This window comes from Muricauda brasiliensis, assembly GCF_003057865.1.
Classification (GTDB): domain Bacteria; phylum Bacteroidota; class Bacteroidia; order Flavobacteriales; family Flavobacteriaceae; genus Flagellimonas; species Flagellimonas chongwuensis.
The window spans coordinates 61,927-81,939 of sequence record NZ_QBTW01000018.1 but is presented as its reverse complement, the minus strand read 5'-3'; the positions used below and the strand labels follow the sequence as shown (position 1 = coordinate 81,939).

Sequence of the window (20,013 nt, the reverse complement as noted above, 5' to 3'; positions counted from 1 at the left end):
TCAATCAACGAATCCATCGGGGTTGGTGTCCCAGAACACGGGAGTACTTGGTGCACTTTTCTGTGTAATGTTCGTATTGCTGTCCGCAGCGGTCTGTGAATACCACATAGATCTTAGGAAAGGCCCTGGGTCGTTGGTGGTAAAGGCAGGCGTCAAGTTATCGGGTTGACCTGTTCTTCTATATGTGTTGTATGCTTCAATTCCGTTGCACCATAAAGCAATAAAGTATTGCTCCACAATAATTCGAAGTTTGTCCGTATCATTACCGGCATCATATGCTGCCAATATTTCTGCAACATGATTGTCGACGGCTGTTGAGGTCGGGACAAATCCTGTACCCTCTGCCAAAGAAGCCCCAAAGTCCATAACGGTGCCAATGGATTGCCGTATGCCTGTTTCTAAATAATCACGAGCGCTTCCTGTAGTATTCAGTGTCAATGATGCTTCTGCTAACATGAAATAGGTATAGGAAGACATCAAAATAGGGGATATTCCTGCGCCTACAAGCCCTTCGTTCACTGCTCCGGAACCGGATACATTTCTAAAAGAGTTGTCATCGAACGGTCCACCAACTGGATAAGTTCCGTGCAGCGTTCTAAAGGCATCATCTGGAGGAATACCGTCATCGTCCAAATGGTTTCTGCCCCAATATCCGCTCAAACCATTGGTAGCGGGAACCAAACAGTAGGGTTCGGAAGGGTCCCACCATGAAGGAAGTGATATTTCGGTAACACATTCCTTGGTAACTACATCTGCACCAGAAAAGTCTTCTTGTTGTCGGTAAAAATAGTAGCGAATCCGTGGATCAGGTTCTCCATATTGGTTGGCCATCAAATTCATATAATAATTACAGGTGTAAAAGTCCGAACTTGGCCCCGCACCGTCGTAGTTGGCATCAAAATAGGGATGTCTGCTATCCGGAGAGGCATTATTGGTTCCCCATTGAAAGAAAAAATCATCGGTTGGGTCCAAAATCAGTTGGTTGCCCGCAATCAATTCATTGATGCGCGAAGTGGACACGGATGCCCCAAAACCTTCGGCAGATGCCAAACGAGTTTGAAGATATAACTTCAAGCGCATGGTGTTTGCCACTTTCTTCCATTGGTCTTCATTGGCATTGTAAAATAGATCATCCGATGGGAGGGAGGTTTCGTCCTTGTTCAAATTGGCAATAGCATCCACCAAAAGTTGGTCCGCCGCTTGGTAAATGGTAGCTCCCGAGTCAACAGTTGGATTTAAAATTCCCTCGCCGCCCATTGCGGCTTCAGAGTAAGGTACATCTCCAAAGAAATCAACCATGGACATCATAATGTACGCTTCCAATATCTGGCCAATGGCGATATGTGTGAACTGACCGGCTTCTTCTGCCAAAGGATTCATGGTCCTAATATCTATCAAGGCACGGGCATACACATTGTCCCAAACCCTATCAAAATCAGATGGGTCGTAATTCTCCCGATAGGTGGGACCAAAACCATGTTGAATTCTCACTGGTTCCATTCCAAATTGACTTAGGCCATTTTCGGCACGGCCTTCTTCACCGGAATGAATCTGGGCGGTCATTAGTTGTATTTGATTCAAAAAGAAATCAACGCTCGCCTGCGACGGATTTAATGCATTGGGGCTCTCCACTACATCCAAAGTAGTGCTCTCGCAGCCCAGCATAACTGTCAGTGCAGCGATGATGAGACTTAGTATATTTGATATTTTTTTCATAATGTTTCTGATTCTTGTTAGCTGCGATTAAAATGATGCTCTTACGGTAAGACCATACCTTCTGGTGGATGGCCCAGTGAAGAAATCAATTCCTTGTCCGTTACCAACTCCTGTACTCGATGAGTTGGTGTCGTATCTGACGTCATCGGGGAAGTTCACTGCCTTGTACCAAAGATTGGAACCGGACAGTGTTAGTGATAGACTGCCAAAAGGGGTTTTTTCCAACATTTTCTTAGGAATGGAGTATCCTAATGAAGCTTCCTGTAACCTGATGGTAGTGCCATCAAACACGTTTACTTCGTTGATATCCCCCCCAAAAAAGGTGTTGAAACCAAACTCGGTTGCTGTAATGGCCACATTGTTCGGACTTCCATCGGCAAAAACGCCCGGGAGTATGTAGTTGGATTCCCTGTCAATAGGATTGTCGGGATCAACAACTCCACGACCTATCAGTCCTGCCGTTGTTACCGAATACACATCTCCACCATGGCGATATTGCAAGTTGGCCGAAAGAGTGAAGTTTTTAAAGCTAATGGTCGGAATCATGGCAGTGGTCCAGTCTGGGTTTGGGTCGCCAATTTCGGTGATGTTGTTGTCTACCAGGTATCTACCATTTGGCCCTACCACTTTGTTGCCGTTGTCATCTCTTTGGATGGTGCTGCCGAGCAATACCCCAAATGGTCTGCCTTCCACAGCGTAGTTGGCAGCCTCACCGGCCACAGCGAAGGTCAATAGGATGTTGTTGGTTCCCTCTGCCAAGTCGGTTACTGTGGTTTCGCTGGCTGTAAAGTTCCCTGCAAGGTTAAAACCGATGCCTGCTTCGCTTTCCCTGAGTATGGTAAGGTCGTAATCGGCTTCTATACCTTTGGTTTCAACCTCCCCAATATTTACAAAGGTGGAGCGGAAACCTGTGGAACTGTCCAATGTGCGGTTGGTAATCAGGTCTGTAGTCGATTTTTGATACAAGCTGACATTAAAGTTGAGCCTATTGAAAAGACGTGTATCCAAACCTATTTCCAGTTCCTGTACTCTTTCCGGGGATAAATCGCGATTACCCAGTACATCTGAAACAGTATTTCCGGAAACTACGTTGCCATTGAGGTCTACAAATGTTCTAGAATTCAAGGTGAGTACATCCCTAGTGTTAAATGGAGTTGGGAAACCTGCGGATGAACCGTAACCTACCCTAAGTTTTGCATAGTTGAGTACATTCCCCTGCAATGCAGGAAAGGCTGTGGTAGGAATAAAGGATAAACTGGCTCCCGGGTAAAACAGGGAATTGTTTTCTCTTTCCAATGTGGACGACCAGTCGTTTCTCCCCACTACGTTTAAATACAATAAATCTTTATAGGACAGGGTTGCATCCAAATAAATACCAACAAGATTTTCCTCGAAGTTTTGATTCAGATCGGTACCAGAAAAGGAGTTTATGGAGGATGGAGTCGTAAAATTATAATGTTCAAGCACTCCAAAAACCAATTGTCCTTGACTCTCTATACCGTCCTGTGCATAGGTGTCCCTACGACTATTGGCACCCAACGTGGCGGTAAGGTTCAAATCTTCGGAAAGATTTTTCTCTGCACTAAGAATCAAATCGTGGTTCCAAATCGAGTTTCGAACGGAGGTAGTCCTTAAAATTCCCAACGTAGGGCCATCCACGCCGCCTCTGTTCTGTCCGTAGGAATTTAATTCTGTATATGTATCCAGTCCCACTCGGTAAGTCAGGTTCATCCAATCGTTCAAGGCATAGCCCATGGAAACGTTTCCAGTAAATCGGTCGGTTTCCTGTGCAGTTTTGGAATTGGCAACGGTCCAGTATGGATTTTGGATATCGTTACCTGACCTATAGTACAAGCTTCGGCCATCCGCTGCTTGGAATGGAAGATTGGTCAAATCGATGTTTCTTGGCGTGTAAAGTACGTCACCAAATATGGCTGAGCCATTAAAAGCGGCACCACTACCTGTACTCACGGCATTTGGAGGTGACTTGTAGCCTGTTCTGGCAAAATTGAAGACCCCGGACACGGTAAAGTTGTTGGATAGTACCGCATTTCCACCTAAACTGAAGTTGTTACGTAGCAACTTGTTGCCAGGGGTGACCCCGATATCTTCCGTACGGCCGTAATTCGCATTGAAATTTACTTTTTCGGAACCACCACGAACATTTACGGAGGTGCTGTATACATATCCCGTCCTGAAGAATTCTTCAACTCCATTATAAGGTTGGTACGGATATTCAACACTCAGTAAATCTTCATAACCGGCAATTAAGGTTGGGTCGGCGATATAGTTGAACGGGTGTTGTGTCAATGCCACTCCGTTTGGACCAGTTCTTATGTATTGGGCTGCCGTGGCAATACCATCATCGTCAGTACGGTCAAAACGAGGGCCCCAGTTACTGAAGAAGAATCCAAATCCTTGATGGAATCCACTACCATAGTTGTCCTGGAACTTTGGAAGCACGGCGTTGGACATAAACACGGATTGTGTGATGGAAACTTCCGTTTTGGACGGAGCATCTCCGGAGGCAGAACCTTTTGTTGTGATCAGTATCACACCATTTCTACCTCGGTTACCGTAGAGTACAGTGGCACTCAACCCTTTCAATACACTTACACTTTCGATGTTGTTCGGGTCAAGGTCCAGGAATCGGCTGGACTCTGTATTTCCATCCAAAAAGTTCGTCTGGGTGTTGGTACCAGAATCAAAAGGAATCCCATCGACAATAAATAAGGGTTGATTGGACTGTGTTGCCGAAGAATAGCCCCTAATGATTATGTTGGTTCCGGAACCGGACATACCGTTGTTCGAGGTAATGTTTACCCCGGCAACTTTGCCGTTTAGTACTCTGGCAACATCCGCTTCCGGTCTTGATTCTACCTTGTCGGATTCCACCGTGGTTACCGAATAGCCTAAGGAACGCTTTTCCCGGACTATACCCTGTGCGGTGACTACCACTTCTTCCAGTTGGGATGCGTCTTCCTCCATTTGAACGTTCAAAACGCTTGCTGCACCTACGCTTCTTTCAAGTGTTCGTTGTCCTAAATAGGAGAATACAAGGACATCTCCTTCGTTGGCTTCGATAACGTAGTTGCCATCAAAATCGGACTGGGTTCCTTTAACGGTGCCTTTCACAACAATGTTGACACCGGGCAAGGGTACCCCGTCTTGGTCGGTGACCGTACCGGTAACCGTTTTTTCTTGAGCGTGGACAAATGCAATGGATAGACACATGGCCAATAGCGCTCCAAACAGTTTCTTTACTTTCATACGAATAAAGTTTTGTTAGTAATTTGAATTGAGTTAGTGCAACTGAGAAAGGTGGACGGCGCTAGGAAATTGATAGCTAATTCAAATAATACTTCTGGGAAGTGAACAAAACTCAATGGATTTTGTCTTTTTAAGAAGTAGAGCCTCTCACCGCCCTACCTTTACAATTGCATAACAAATCAACTTATTAGCGAGTTCGAAGAGGTACTTTTTAAACGGCTAGAACCTTAAAAAAATGGATGCCCTTGGGGAAGGACTGTTTTTAACACTTATCGCAATGTTTTATAACAATTTGATAATGAATCATTAAAAAACCCCTTGGTGTTCCAAGAGGTTTTGTGGGAATAGCTCTAAACGATTTAGAGTCCGCTGCTATGCCATTTGCATTTCGTGTTGCCTATCGAAATTAGTGCTTACCGCAGCTCGGTAATCGTTGGGGCTATACCCGGTAATTTTCTTAAAGGCGCTGTAAAAGCTGTTTTTACTGTTAAAACCAACTTCGTACATAATCGCCTTTACACTGAGGGAGGGGTCTTCTACCAGAAGATCTTTAGCTTCTTCTATTCTATATTCGTTCAAGAATGAATAGAAATTCTTGGAGAAGAAGGTGTTGATGACCTGTGAAACCTTGTACCTGTTTTCCTCAATATGATCAGATAGATCATCAAGACAGAGGGTGTTGTTCCTGTAAATTTTGTTCTGATCAAAGGCATCCTTGATTTTCCTTCGAATCAAAACAGCTTCCTCCTCAGTTAATCCGGACTTTTTGTACTTTTCATGACTGTCCGTTGGGGCCAAAGTCCGTTCAGGGCCCACAACGTACTTTACAACGAATTGTTTGAGTAGTCGTTTCATTGATTGATGATTTTTGATTGATGACTACTAGTTAGCTAGAAAACCAATGTTTTTAGGTGTTCCCGATAAGAGTTTACCCTTGCTTTAGGGCATTGAGGTATTCGCTGGGAGTAAGTTGGGTGTCTTTCTTAAAAGCTTTATTGAAAGAGACTTTGTTGTTGTAGCCGACCTCGTAGGCAACATCAATAATGTTCAGTTCATTTTCTTGAGCCAGCAGTTCCTTTGCTTCTTGGATACGATGGGAGTTTACAAACTCACGAAAGCTCATATTAAAGTGCTCATTGATGAGTTGCGAGGCATTGTGGCGTGTCGTGTCCAATTTTTCGGCGACCATGTCCAGATTGATATCGCTTTTCCTGTACAATTTTTCATTGTGGAAGAGGTCGCTCAACTGATGTTTCAGTTCTTGCGACAAACTATCTGTTAGCCCGGACTTTACATATTTCGGGAAAAGAGGGTTAGTATAGGCATATCGTCCACTGAATACATCGGGCTGAACATTGGCGGCATATCCCACATATAAAACCATGGTGCTTAAAAGAACTATGGGCGCATGGTACAGGATTCCGCTGTTGTTCCCGGTTATAATGTAAGCACCATATATAAGGTAGACTACAACATAGCTAACATGTATTATATAAATGTTCTTTTGCCAAGTCCTCGTCTTCTTGCTCAGTTCGGATGTATTCTTGCTCAAGATCAAGTGAACAAAAAAAGCATATATCCCGAGGGATAAGGATTTGAGTGCAACCATTAGCACTAGTTTGGTTGAATCCCCAGGATTTAAACCTTCTTCCAGTCTTTGCAGCATTTGGTTGATTTTTTCTGTTCCGGAAAACCCATAAACTGTAAATATGAGATAGATTGTCAGGATTACTGTTGGCAGAAAGTGCCACAAATCCGATTTATGTAAATCCGATGATTTTGATACTCTTTTAAAATATAGGAAGAGCAATGGGCCATATAAAAAGGAACACCAGGTCGACATCAAATAGGTGTGGGGGAATACGAACACATAATTGGTCTGGTTGATGCATATATTCAGAATAAATAGGGAATGAATAAATACAAAAGTGGCAATAAGATTTCTAGCCTGTTTATCAATTTTTTTGTTGATGACCAGCATGAACGTTACGTAGAACCCAATAAGTGACACAAAAAAGTAAAATACGGACCACGTATTTATTTTTGGCAAAACAGTACCTGACAATTTTTGAAACTCCTGATTGTCTCGAATTCCATCAAAATCCTCATGCAATAAAAAAGTGGGCTGAAAATCGATTTTGAAATAATCGTAGATATGTCCTATTGACTCTTCTGGTTTCTTCAATGCAGCCTGACTAAGCGCCAACTTTTTTAAAATGTGTATTTTATCTTCCTCATTGCTAACGTTAAGATTCTTTTGATACAAGGGGACAGCCTCTTCAAATCGGTGAATATTGAAATAATAATCTGCCCAATCCAATGAGTCTTTAAAGGTTTCTGCCGTGGGTACGGGAAAACCACCATAACCGCTGTTTACCGTAAGGCCATGGGCATACGTGAGGTTTAGCCATAGAAGTAGTAAGACAATATAGTTGGCAGATTGTCTCATTTTGATTGATGATGAATTAGTATTAACAATTTATGAAAATACCGTGTTAAAAACGTTAACAAACTATTAAAGTAGGTAAGCCCCGATAAAAGTTTACCCTTGGAATACCTATAAGGTCGTAGGTTTTGAAAAGTATGCATAAAAAAAGCCGAGAAAATATTTCTCGGCTTTTTTTGTTTCTAGTAGCGGGGACTGGACTCGAACCAGCGACCTTCGGGTTATGAGCCCGACGAGCTACCTACTGCTCTACCCCGCGATGTGGACGGCAAATATACAACCCTTTTTTTATCATTTCCAAACTTAAACCTAATATTCCTTTTTACTTAACGTCTATCCCGCTCAAAATCCATAAATTGGCCGTTTTTACCTTATGGACGCAATCAACGATTTTATATCCTCACTTTTGCCCTACACCGAGTGGCCCATGTTCATTCTTCTTATTGGTGGCGGGCTCTTTCTTGCTTTTTACTCCAAATTTGCACCCTTCCGTCATTTTGGTCACGCCATTGCCGTGGTCTCGGGAAAGTACGATGACAAGAATGCAAAAGGAGATGTAAGTTCGTTTCAAGCATTATCGGCGGCAGTAGCGGCAACTGTTGGATTGGGAAACATATCCGGTGTGGCCATTGCCATTCATGATGGAGGTCCAGGCGTAGTGTTCTGGATTTGGATGACCGCACTCTTGGGCATGGGCATCAAATTCTATTCAGGGAGCTTGGCCATCATGTACCGTGGAACAGATTCCGATGGTCACATGCAAGGAGGGCCTATGTTTTATATCACACAAGGAATGGGGAATTGGGCAAAGCCCATGGCCATCTTTTTTAGTATTTGTGGGCTGTTTGGGTTTTTGGGGGTATTTACCGCCAATCAATTTACCGAAGCATTTATGGGCGTTGTGCAACCACATGAAACTCTTTTTGCTACAAGCGAATACAATTGGAAGTTGGGAATAGGCTTTTTTCTGGCCATCATCACATCAATTGTAATTTTTGGGGGATTGACCAAAATCGCCAAAGTAGCATCTGCCATTGTGCCTTTTATGGTGGGAATTTATCTGTTGGCGGTCATTTTTGTGATGGCTAGCCATGCAGGCGAAGTTTGGCCAGCTCTAAAAATGATTCTGGTCGAAGCTTGGAACTTCGATACCGCCGTTACGGGAGGATTCTGGGGCCTCGTAATCGTGGGGGTCCGTAGGGCCATGTTCTCCAACGAAGCCGGTCTCGGTAGTGCACCTATGTACCACGGGCAATCCCGTAACGATGAACCGGCAAAAGAAGGACTCGTTGCCATGTTGGGTCCATTTATCGATACCATTTTAGTGTGTACCTTTACAGCGGTGGTGATTATTTTGAGTGGTGCCTATCTTGAGGATGGGAGTGGAATTACCATGACAATGTCCGCCTTTGAAACCACCTTGTACGGAATAGGAGATGTGCTCTTGATGGTAATCGTGGCAGCTTTTGCATTATCGACCCTGTTCACATATTCGTATTATGGTGTGAAAAGCTTGTCGTTTTTAACGAATGCCAAAATCGGAAAGTGGTACAATGTATTTTTTATAGTGATGATTGTTTTCGCCGCAGTGGCATCCTTGAAATTGGTAAAAAACCTGATTGACCTATCATATGCATTGATGGTCATCCCAAATATGATCGCTGTGTTGTACCTTTCACCAAAGGTGAACGCAGCATCCAAACAATATTTTGAAAAAAGAAAGAACGGTGGCGCATAAAGCAGGATTTGTAAATATTATCGGAAACCCCAATGTGGGCAAGTCCACGTTGATGAATGCCTTTGTGGGCGAAAAATTGTCCATTATCACCTCCAAGGCGCAGACCACCCGTCATCGTATTTTGGGCATTGTCAATGGGGATGATTTCCAAGTGATTTTGTCCGATACCCCTGGTATTATCAAACCGGCCTATGAGCTGCAAACCTCCATGATGGATTTTGTGAAATCCGCTTTCGAGGATGCGGATGTGTTGCTCTACATGGTGGAAATAGGGGAGAAAGCGCTCAAAGACGAAAATTTCTTCAAGAAACTACAGAATAGCAAGATTCCAGTATTGCTCCTTCTCAATAAAATTGATAAATCCGATCAACAAATATTGGAAGAGCAGATGCAGTATTGGCAGGAACAATTGCCCAGCGCAGAAATTCATCCCATATCCGCTTTGGAAAACTTTAATGTTACCGAAGTATTCAATCGTATTTTGGAATTGTTGCCCGAGGCTCCGCCGTATTATCCAAAGGACCAAATGACGGACAAACCAGAGCGTTTTTTTGTGAACGAGACCATCCGCGAAAAAATCTTGCTTCACTATAAAAAGGAAATCCCTTATTCCGTTGAGGTGGAGACCGAGGAGTTTTTGGAAGATGAGGACATCATCCGCATCCGTTCGGTAATTATGGTGGAACGCGATACCCAGAAAGGAATCATTATCGGGCACAAGGGCAGTGCCATTAAAAAAGTAGGGGTAGAAGCTAGAAAAGACCTCGAAAAGTTCTTTGCCAAACAAGTGCACATCGAACTATATGTAAAAGTGAACAAGAACTGGCGAAGCAACTCCCAGCAGCTTAGGAGATTTGGGTACAATGGCTAGGCATCACTATTGATTTGTTCAAAAGGCGCGATGGTATTCCGGACAAATTGTTTCAACTGTTCCATTTGGTCTTTTCCTTTCGATTTTCCCAAACGGCCAAAAGCGTAAAGTGCGAACCAAATCATCACTAAAGAGAACATGCCCACCAACCAGAAGGTAACATCCTTGCCTAAAGAGTAATTGGAATAGGCAAAAATTCCCATGATGATAAAAATGGTGCCCACACCAAAATGGAGGAACATAAAAAAGGTCCAAAGCGTGGGATTGGGGCCAAAGACGCCACGAATATTGCTCACGCCTTCTTCAAAAGAAGATAGTTCCAAATGAAGTTGGGGTGTCCAAAAGGTAGTTTCCGCCTTTCTGAACTTGACAAAAATATGTTCATCCAGTCTTTTGATCAATAAGGAATCAGCCGAAGCCGAATCAAAAATGGACTCCAATTGTTCTAAATTTGCTCTTAGGGACACGCGAAAACGGGGCCGTAAAACTATCTCGTTGGTCAAGTCGCTCATAATCATTTGAAAATGATGAAAAAAGGTATCATTTTTTCTTCATAATAAATGGTACTTTTGCCAAAAATTAAACCTGATGGGAGCTATCGTAGCCATTGTAGGAAGACCCAATGTTGGGAAGTCCACTTTTTTCAACCGACTTATTCAACGCCGTGAGGCGATTGTGGATGCCGTAAGTGGTGTAACACGTGACCGTCATTACGGTAAAAGTGACTGGAACGGCAAAGAGTTTTCCGTTATCGATACAGGTGGTTACGTCTTGGGTAGCGACGATGTTTTCGAAAAGGAAATCGATAAACAAGTAGAGTTGGCCATTGATGAGGCCGATGCCATCATTTTTATGGTGGACGTGGAGTCGGGTGTAACCGGAATGGATGAAGATGTGGCCAAGCTCCTTCGCAGGGTGGACAAACCCACATTTTTGGCCGTAAATAAGGTGGACAATACGCAACGTATGGCCGATGCCGTAGAGTTCTATTCTTTGGGATTGGGTGAATATTATACCCTTTCTAGTATCAACGGTAGTGGTACCGGAGAATTATTGGATGCACTTGTTGAGGTATTGCCCGATGAAAAGGAAGAAGAAAGCGAACTCCCTCGCTTTGCGGTAGTGGGAAGACCCAATGCAGGGAAATCTTCTTTTATCAATGCGTTGATAGGTGAGGATAGATACATTGTCACCGACATTGCCGGTACTACCCGCGATAGTATCGATACCAAATACAATCGTTTTGGATTTGAGTTTAATTTGGTGGACACTGCCGGTATCCGAAGAAAATCCAAAGTAAAGGAAGACCTGGAGTTTTATTCCGTTATGCGTTCCGTAAGGGCCATCGAATACTGTGATGTATGTATTTTGATGATGGATGCCACAAGGGGTTTTGATGGACAGGTACAGAACATTTTTTGGCTCGCCCAGCGTAACAACAAAGGTATCGTCATCTTGGTAAACAAATGGGACCTGGTTGAAAAAGAGACCAATAGCGTAAAGGAATATACAAAGGCCATTCACGAAATAGTATCACCTTTTGAAGATGTTCCGATTCTGTTTATTTCCGTGTTGAACAAACAACGTATCTACAAGGCCATTGAAACTGCGGTGGATGTTTATAAAAACCGTTCCAAAAAAATTCCAACACGTAAGTTGAACGATATCATGCTTCCCATTATTGAAAAAACGCCACCTCCGGCAACCAAGGGGAAGTACGTTAAAATCAAATTCTGCACGCAATTGCCCACACCATATCCGCAATTTGCCTTTTTCTGCAACTTGCCACAATATGTAAAGGATCCCTACAAACGATTTTTGGAGAACAAGATCAGGGAGAATTTTGATTTTACCGGTGTGCCTATGACCATTTTTATGAGGAAGAAATAATTATTCTCCCGAAGCGGAACGCACTTTCACCACTTGTTGAATTCGATTGCCCTGATTGTCCACGGCCGTGAGCATATACTCACCGTCTTCAATGGGTAAAATCAGTTCATGGAAATTTTCCGTCTTGCCGATGAATAACTCATCCAAATACCAATAAATAATGGCGTTGGATTGTTGATGGGCCAGTTTTAGAATGATTTCCATACTTTTTTCGCCCAAATCCTTCGGGAGCAGCACGGCTTCGTTTTTTTTGGGGTAGATAAATTCCATCAAATTGTTTTCCAAAGATGAACAGCCTTCCAAATAAGGGGGCAAAGGCTTATAATTTGGATTGGAAGATGCATAATAGTATTCTAAAATAGGAGGGAGCACCAACCAATTTTTGGCGACCATATCTTCCAAAGGATAGCACTCGGAGTTTACCCTATACTGTTCCGAAGCATCCAGAAACACTTGCTGATGGTATGGGCACGGACCACTTCGCGTTCCATGTGCGGGTACCCATTGTTTCTTGACTTCATCACAATATACCGAAGCGCGAAATCCACTTTGGGCACAAACCTCCAGCTCCACAAGGTCATCAAAAGGTTCTTGGAACCAACCGCTTTGTGGTAGTGCATCCAATACATCAAAAAGCAAGGGTGCGGCAGCAGTGATGCCCGTAAGCCCCGGTCTTCCCTCACCATCGGCATTGCCTGCCCAAACCCCAATGGCATATTTTGGCGTAACCCCAACGGCCCAGGCATCCTTAAACCCGAAACTGGTTCCGGTTTTCCATGCAATGGGTTGGGAGGAATCAAAAAACTGCCAATTTTCGTCACCTTCGGGTCGGTTGACCTCATACATCGACTGAAATGTGCTGTATATGGCTCCCGCGCCAAAAACCAAAGGGTCAAATTGTTCGTTACCGAAGTTCTTCCCTTCGTTTTGTAAATACGTAGCTTGTGCAAATTCGTTGTTTCTGTAAGTGCTGGAATGGGTCAAAAAATAATTTAGACTGGAAGCCATGGAGGCATAGGTAGAGGTCACTTCCCAAAGGGAGCTTTCGGCACCGCCTAAAATCAAGGATAGGCCGTAATAGGATGAAGGTTTGTCCAAAGATTCCATCTTCATTTTGTGGAGCTTGTTGTAAAACTTTTGAAGTCCATATTCACGTAACAAACGGACGGCGGGCACGTTAAGCGAACGCGATAAGGCTTTGCTTGCAGGAACCACACCAACATGTTTGAGGTCAAAATTTTGAGGATGGTACCCGTTGATTACCGTTGGAACATCTTCTACTAAGCTATGGGGCAGCAATTGACCTTCGTCCAAGAGTGAAGCAAATAAAAAAGGCTTTAACGTGCTGCCCGTGCTTCTTTTTTTGGTGATGATGTCCACGTAATTGGCATGTTTCTCATCCGAAGGGGAATTGCCCACATATCCAAGTACTTTTCGGGTTTCCACATCGAGCACCAGAATGGCCAGATTATGGATTTCATTGCTTTGCAATTGCCGATAATGTCGTTCTGCCAAGAGATTTAATCGTTGTTGCAAGGGTCGTTGAATAGAAGTGGTCACACGCTGACCCGGATGTTCGTTTCGGATGCGCTCGGTAAGATGCGGTGCCACATCGGGCAATGGAAAAGGTTTTTGTGGCAATGGTTCGGCTATGGCCAATTCGTAGGTAGTCTCATCAATGATTTCTTTCTCCCATAATTTTTTCAATAATCGGTTTCGTTTATCCAGAAAGGCCTGTTCGTTTCTACCGGGGAAAATCAGGGCAGGGGCATTGGGCAAAACGGCCAAGGCGGCGGATTGTCCCCAACTTAGTTCGTGAGCGGGAATGCCAAAATAGCGCCAAGCTGCGGTTTCCAAACCCACAACATTGCCTCCGTAGGGGGTGTGGGAGGCGTATAGCTTTAAAATTTCTTCCTTGGAGTAGCGCAACTCTAAACGAGTGGCCATAAACACTTCAATGAGCTTTTCCCAGTAGGTCCGGCTTTGATTTTTTCTGCTCAAGCGAATTACTTGTTGCGTGATGGTACTGCCTCCCCTTCTAGTTTCTTTGGTGAGATTATGCCCGATAGCTTTTATGATTGAAATTGGGTTAAACCCGGGATGCTGGTAAAAATACTCGTCCTCAAAAAGTAGAATACTCTGCTCGAAGCGTTCGGGAACCGAATCAATTTGGGGAAATCGCCATTGACCATCATCTGCAATACGTGCTCCGATGAGGGATCCTTCGGAACTGTCCACAACCGTTGATGTTGGGTTTTCGAACAGATTTTTGGGCAGGCAAAACAACCATAAAATCAAAATGATGAAAAATACACCTAACTTGATTTTATGGTTGATTAGGATTCTTTTTACTGGCGATAAAAATTCACTCATTCAACATTACTGAACTATTTTGACCCATTGTCCTTTGTTTCGGGCTTGGTAGTTGTTGTCGTACATCGCTTCAGCTTGGGCACCGGGCAAATAATAATCGCCCAAGAACGATGCATTCAATTTGATGGTAAAGACTTTTGATTTTTTAGCGTCCAAATCAAAATATAGATGCGTTCGGTCGTCCCGTGTATCCACATAATCCGCTTTGGATGCATTTTCATTGTCTTCGCTTACAAAAGAGGTGTCCACAATTTCCCATCCGCTGGGTACGATATGGGTCAGGGCCACATTGTCAATATAATCATCGGAACTGTTGAAAATGGTCACTTTTGCCTCAAACTCTGTTCCCTGTCGTAGCTCGCCCACATTGACGGAATTGCCGAGCGGCTCCACATAGTTGACCGATAATCTCAAGTTTTGCTGTTGTGCCAATTCCTCTCCCACAGGTAATTTTCCAGTTTGGGTAAGGGTAGCGTAAATGATGTTTCCTTGATTATTTTTCACCTCGATATCTTCTTTAAAAGAAGTGACAGAAAGTTCCCGTTGTGCTATGGCCCTATCAGTTTTGACATTAATACCTTTTCCATTATTGGTGAAAGTAAGGTCGATGGACCTACCTCCGTTCTTCATCACCATTTTGGACATGGCCAAGAGTGCAAATGCAGTTTCTTGGGTACTGTACCATTGCTGTGATGATAAATTTTTGGCCAAGGAAACGGCCAGTTCCCTTTGTTGCGAGTCGCCCAATATGACCATGGTTTCCAATGCCATGGCACGGTTTCGGAATACGGAACCATAGGTTCTGTAGTTGTAATTGTTAGGAGTAAAGTTGATGTTCGCCTTCTTCGCTATGGCTTCTGCAACCTCTTTTTTACCGACCAAGGCATAAGCGGCAGCTAATCTCCATTTGGCCTCGTTGCTGAGGTTTGTGGTTTCCCGTAAACGGTTCATTGCGGCCAGCTCGGGTTGTTGGGCCAAGGCCAAAGTGTACAAACGGTAGGCTTGTGATACATCGTCATTGTAATAGGTGCTCTGGTTGCTCCATTGGCGTGCGGCATTCTTTTGGTATTTCAGCCAGTTGCTCAAGAATGTCAAAGGAAGTTGGTATCCTTCTTTTTTGGCTTCCAACATAAAATGTCCTGCGTAGGAGGTTCCCCAATCATCGGCATTGCCGTAACCCGGCCAGTAGCTCAGTCCGCCATTGGGAACTTGGAAATCCCCAAGTCGGCCAATAGCGGCTTTGATGTTTTTCTCGATTTCCTTCTTTTTATCAAAAGTGATATCCAATACATCTGCCAAGAATAATTGAGGGAAGACCGCAGAAGTGGTTTGTTCCACGCATCCGTGAGGGTAGCGTAGTAGGTAATCCATCCGTTTGGAGAAATCCATTGGTGGAAAGGTCGAGAATTCTATGAATGCTTCATTAGTGCCCGATGTGCCAAAAGTTTCCATTGAGATGGTCTGTGACCCATTGGGGTCGAGTGTGTACAATTCACTTTTGGTAGTTACCGGATTTGGATTTTCCACATCAATTTCAGTCTCGTTGGATGCGCTTTCCCCGGCGCCCGTAGCCGTAACCTTTATGGTTTGAAATGATGATGTTGGATTAACTTTAAAATCAAAATTGACAATTTGCTCCCCAACAGCATTGAAAGTAATGTTTTTGGAAGTGCCGTTGATGGGCTCCAATGCTTTTCCCGCATCAATATTGATTTTCACGTTTTTTACTTTAGGCTCCATGGCAAAAACCGTTACGGGTATGGTCACGGTCTCTCCGGGTGATAATTTTCGAGGAATGGAGGTCAATACCATCAAAGGTTTGCGTACTGGGGTTGTTTTCTCGGCATTGCCGTAAGCACTGTTCGGGTTGCCAGCAACTACCATAGTCCGGACAGAACCCACATAGTTTGGCATATCGATGGTGTGTGATGCTTTTTCACCTGCCTTCAAGGTAAACGGACCCAAATAGGTAACGACGGGTTTAAAGCGTTGTGCCTTTCGGTTTTTGGCGCCAGCTCCAATGCCACCACCACCAATGGCATAGATGTTGTCCACGCTCACGGAGTAGGCTCCCATCACATCGTCGAAAATGTCGAAGGTCTTAACGCCCAAGGCTTGTCTGGCATAGAAAGCACTATGGATGTCGGGAGTGGTAAAGCGTGTCAAGTCTAAAAGGCCATCATCTACCACAGCCAACGAATAGGTCATTGGTTTCTTGTTGGCTTCGGATACCGTGACCTTATATGATGTTTCTGGTTGCAGTACATCGGGCATACTGATTTTTGGCTCCAAGAATGTGGCCGGATTTTCCACCATGAGCGGAACGACACCGTACAAACGAATTGGTAAGTCATTTTTAACCTGACTATGCGGTTGCAACAAGGAAATGTTCACGTAGGCATTCGGTGCCATTTCCGTGGTAATCGGAATGGTGGCCTGAGTTTCTTTGGCAGAAGTTTCTATCCATTGTTGGGAGAGTACTTCGGTACCGTTTTCGATGCTGACCAAAGCACGACTGCCTTTGTCCGATGGGAACGTTACTGTTGCTTCTTCCCCAAGGGTATATTTTTCCTTGTCGGTAGAGAAAATCAAAATTTTTGAGCTTTCGGCATCCGCGGATCCCGGTCTGCGCCACCAATTGCGATAAAAATAGGCGGTACGCCCTGTTGCATGACCCGAAACTTCGTCCATCACACGGATGAGGTAACGTCCACCTTGCTCATCGGGAATATTGATATTGAAATTGGCCTTTCCATCGCTTCCCGTGGTCACTTCCATTTCTTTGAACGGTCGATGCACGGTGGCATTTTCGTAGCGTGACAGGTTATCGTAACCGCGGTTCCACCACCAGCGCCATTCAATTTTGAACACTTGTACTTTTAATTTTCGATTGCCCGATGGATTTCCTTGCGCATCGACGGTAACCACATCAAATGTATTTTTGTCATCCGTTAAGAAAGAATCATATTGTTTTGCTTCTGGTGAGCGGAGTCCCACAAAGTTGGAAAAAGGTGCCAAATTTTTGGAGAACACATCTATGGAAAAGTCCCCGCCTCCTTCAAAGACTTTTGTTGTAAAAGTTGCCTGTAACATACCCGGTGCATTGCCGTTCACATCTATTTTTTTGTTGATGTTGAGTACACCATTGGCATCCAAATTTGATGAGATCCACTGCAATTCAGTCTGATTAAAAGTTCGAACAGGATCTTGGAAAACATAATCTTTATATTTTGGAAAGGCCGTGGACGTCTCGCTCAAGGTGGCATTGATGTCTATTTTAAGATTGCGTGCAGGAGCACCGTGCAGCCATTTTACTTCGGCTTTTCCCCTGTTGATGGAATTGGCCTCCAGTACTTCATCATCAAAAGCAAAATCCACTTTTAATCGATTGGGTTTTACGGTTGCCACTTTCAGGGTTTTACTGAACTGTGCCCCTCCCACAATCACTTTGGCAGACCAGTTTCCGGTAGGGGCGGTAGCTTCTGTTGGAATGGGGAAGTAGTAAAAATTCTTTTCTTTTTTGGCGTATAAGCCATCAGCAACAGGAATACTTCCTTCTTTTAAAACATGGCGTTGCACCAGTTTACCGCGTGCATCACTGACTTCCAAAGCTACGGGATGCCCTTTGGGCAGGGGATTTGCATTATCATCCAATACAAATGTCAAATGGATGATGTCGCCCGGTCTGTGCACGCCTCTTTCGGTATATAAATAGCCTTGCAGCCCTTTTTGTAGCTCTTCTCCGGACACATCAAACTTACTGAGGGACAATGCATTTCCATCGGCAAGTTTGGCATAGGCAAAATTATTGTTGTGTTCGGCCACGGCAAAGGCAATGCCCTTATCGCTGTCGTAAACTGAAAGTCCTTGAGCATCGGTCGTAACCTCGCCGATGTATTGTTGTTGGTAATTGTAGAGCTTTATTTTTGCGCCAGCTACGGGTTGGGTGGTGAGCAGATTGGTCACTGCAAAATGATGGGAGCGATTGCTTCCTTTTTTAACGATAAGCCCTAAATCGCTGCCCAACAAGTTGGTAGCTGCTATTCTTTCGTAGTTGTAGTATGCAGAGTGGCAAGGATTGTCCCGCTCTTCCCAATTGTAATCATAATTTCTATAGTTGTAGATTTCGTTGTTCCAATAGCGCTCTTCTTCTGATGCTTCATCGGAGCTTTGCTCCAAAGCATATTCGGTGGTGGATTCCTCGGTTTCGGCACTATTCCCACAATCATAAGTGGTGTGTTCTTTTTTGAAACTAAACTCCACTCGATATAGCGAACCTGGATTTATTTTTATCAACTCCGACAAATCGAGACCGTGGGCCTGCCAATAGCTGGAATTTTGGTTGCCGTCTTTTGTGAGCGGAATCACTTTGTAGGCTACCCTGCGCCCAACGGGTCTAAAATCGGGACTATAGCTTTCAGTAAGGTCATAATTTTGAAGATACTGAAGCATATTGTCTTGATATACTTGAATTACGCGAACTTCGACGGCAGCAAGGTTGACGGTTTCAAAATAAATCGGCGTCGAAGAAGCATTGGGGAGAATAGTTCCTTTGGAAATCAATCGCACTGCAGGTTTGAGCTGCTCAAAAGAGACCAGTTCAGAAAAATCATTTTTCAAGGTAAAGCCATATTCACTTTTGATACCTTGAAAGGCATTGACACGCACTTCACCTAAAATGCGATTGGAAGGGTAGACGTTCAAAACGTTTCCGTTGATTTCGTAGCGGAGGCTTTCCGCATTTTCAATGGTCACCAAACCATTTAGGTTTTGGTCTTGTTTTAAGGGTTCGGAGAAGTTTAGGGTAAGCACCGCATTGGGTGATGAAGTAGTTCTGGCGTCAATAATCACAAATTTGTTCTTACCGGGAATCGTATAATTTTCCGAGCCCTTATTATCAATGTTGAATGCATCGCCTGTCCAATTGATGATAAGTTCACTATCGTCCGTTTTTCTAGAAATGCTATCAATCTTAAAACTATAATATTGTGCGTTGTCCGAAGTGTTATCCCATTTTACAGGAACGGTTTTATCACCCTGTTTTATAGAAAGTACTGTTTTTATTTTTGACGCATCCAAAACATCCGAAGCATCCAAGGTGCCCGTGAGATATTGCCAATCTTTGCTGTAGGATTGTAAATCCCCTAGATTGATTCTGAAATTAGGGGCAATGGTCTTAAAACTAAATGTGTAGGTTTTAAACTCACTTTTTATATCCTCGAAGAGTTTGTTGAGCTTCAGGCTAACGGTGTATTCCGTATTTGGTTGTAAATATTCTGTGGGTTGAAAGGTGATTTCCCTTCCATTTTCAATAATGAGTTTGCCATCAATTTTAGGCGAAATCTCCACATATTCTTTGGGAAGTTCTTGTGTCAGTTCAAACTGATCCAATTGCTGGGCCAACGCAATGGAGATAGGGGTAGAGATGCTTTGATTTCCGTTGGTGTGATAACTGATATAATCCTTGAATTTGAAAAGATTATCTGTTTCGGAGCTACTCTTTTTTTTACAAGATGCAGCTAGAATAAGTAGGGCAAAAAGAATGGTTTTGTAGGATTGAGACATGATAAGATCAGTGTTTTTTATTCAAAAGTTAATCTGAAAGCAAGATACTTAAAATTGAAAAGCAGCAGGGCATAAGTTTACGGATGGTGCTTTTGAGTTCACGTATGAAGGCAAAGTCTAAATTTTATGGGAATTTTCTCAAAG

The 20,013-nt window shown here is 43.7% G+C and carries 10 protein-coding genes and 1 tRNA gene; 3 read left to right on the top strand and 8 right to left on the bottom strand.

The genetic code is table 11. The features are described 5' to 3' along the window. The 5 genes from DCK90_RS14390 to DCK90_RS14370 all read right to left on the bottom strand — a co-directional run bounded on the left by DCK90_RS14390 (position 1) and on the right by DCK90_RS14370 (position 7,691). Complete coding sequence (locus DCK90_RS14390; protein ID WP_108246902.1) at positions 1-1,716, bottom strand: SusD/RagB family nutrient-binding outer membrane lipoprotein; 1,716 nt, start codon at positions 1,714-1,716, stop codon at positions 1-3. A gap of 27 nt (positions 1,717-1,743) precedes the next feature. Next, complete coding sequence (locus tag DCK90_RS14385) at positions 1,744-4,986, bottom strand: SusC/RagA family TonB-linked outer membrane protein (protein ID WP_108246901.1); 3,243 nt, start codon at positions 4,984-4,986, stop codon at positions 1,744-1,746. 372 nt (positions 4,987-5,358) lie between these two features. Next, positions 5,359-5,841, bottom strand: a complete 483-nt coding sequence (locus DCK90_RS14380) for a helix-turn-helix domain-containing protein (RefSeq protein ID WP_108246900.1) — start codon at positions 5,839-5,841, stop codon at positions 5,359-5,361. A gap of 73 nt (positions 5,842-5,914) precedes the next feature. Then, on the bottom strand, positions 5,915-7,435 hold the full coding sequence (locus DCK90_RS14375) for a helix-turn-helix domain-containing protein (RefSeq protein ID WP_108246899.1): 1,521 nt from the start codon (positions 7,433-7,435) through the stop codon (positions 5,915-5,917). A 183-nt stretch (positions 7,436-7,618) separates the two neighbouring features. Further along, positions 7,619-7,691, bottom strand: a tRNA-Met gene (locus DCK90_RS14370). A 114-nt stretch (positions 7,692-7,805) separates the two neighbouring features. On the opposite strand from DCK90_RS14370, the gene DCK90_RS14365 reads away from it, so the two are divergent. Both DCK90_RS14365 and era read left to right on the top strand, forming a co-directional pair. After that, positions 7,806-9,170 (top strand): alanine/glycine:cation symporter family protein, encoded by a 1,365-nt coding sequence (locus DCK90_RS14365; protein ID WP_108246898.1) that lies wholly within the window; start codon positions 7,806-7,808, stop codon positions 9,168-9,170. Continuing rightward, positions 9,160-10,041, top strand: coding sequence for a GTPase Era (gene era, locus DCK90_RS14360; protein ID WP_108246971.1), 882 nt, complete (start codon positions 9,160-9,162; stop codon positions 10,039-10,041). The genes DCK90_RS14365 and era overlap by 11 nt, the downstream gene beginning before the upstream one ends. Here era and DCK90_RS14355 read toward each other — a convergent pair. Next, on the bottom strand, positions 10,038-10,553 hold the full coding sequence (locus tag DCK90_RS14355; protein ID WP_108246897.1) for a GTP-binding protein: 516 nt from the start codon (positions 10,551-10,553) through the stop codon (positions 10,038-10,040). The genes era and DCK90_RS14355 overlap by 4 nt on opposite strands. 76 nt (positions 10,554-10,629) lie before the next feature. Between DCK90_RS14355 and der the strand changes: the two genes are divergently transcribed. After that, positions 10,630-11,931 (top strand): ribosome biogenesis GTPase Der, encoded by a 1,302-nt coding sequence (gene der / locus DCK90_RS14350; RefSeq protein ID WP_108246896.1) that lies wholly within the window; start codon positions 10,630-10,632, stop codon positions 11,929-11,931. Here the strand turns inward: der and pbpC are convergent, their stop codons facing one another. Together pbpC and DCK90_RS14340 are read right to left on the bottom strand one after the other, a co-directional pair. Beyond that, on the bottom strand, positions 11,932-14,304 hold the full coding sequence (gene pbpC, locus DCK90_RS14345; RefSeq protein ID WP_108246895.1) for a penicillin-binding protein 1C: 2,373 nt from the start codon (positions 14,302-14,304) through the stop codon (positions 11,932-11,934). 6 nt (positions 14,305-14,310) lie between these two features. After that, positions 14,311-19,869: an alpha-2-macroglobulin family protein gene (locus DCK90_RS14340; protein WP_108246894.1), complete on the bottom strand. Its 5,559-nt coding sequence runs from the start codon at positions 19,867-19,869 to the stop codon at positions 14,311-14,313. Positions 19,870-20,013: the final 144 nt, after the last annotated feature.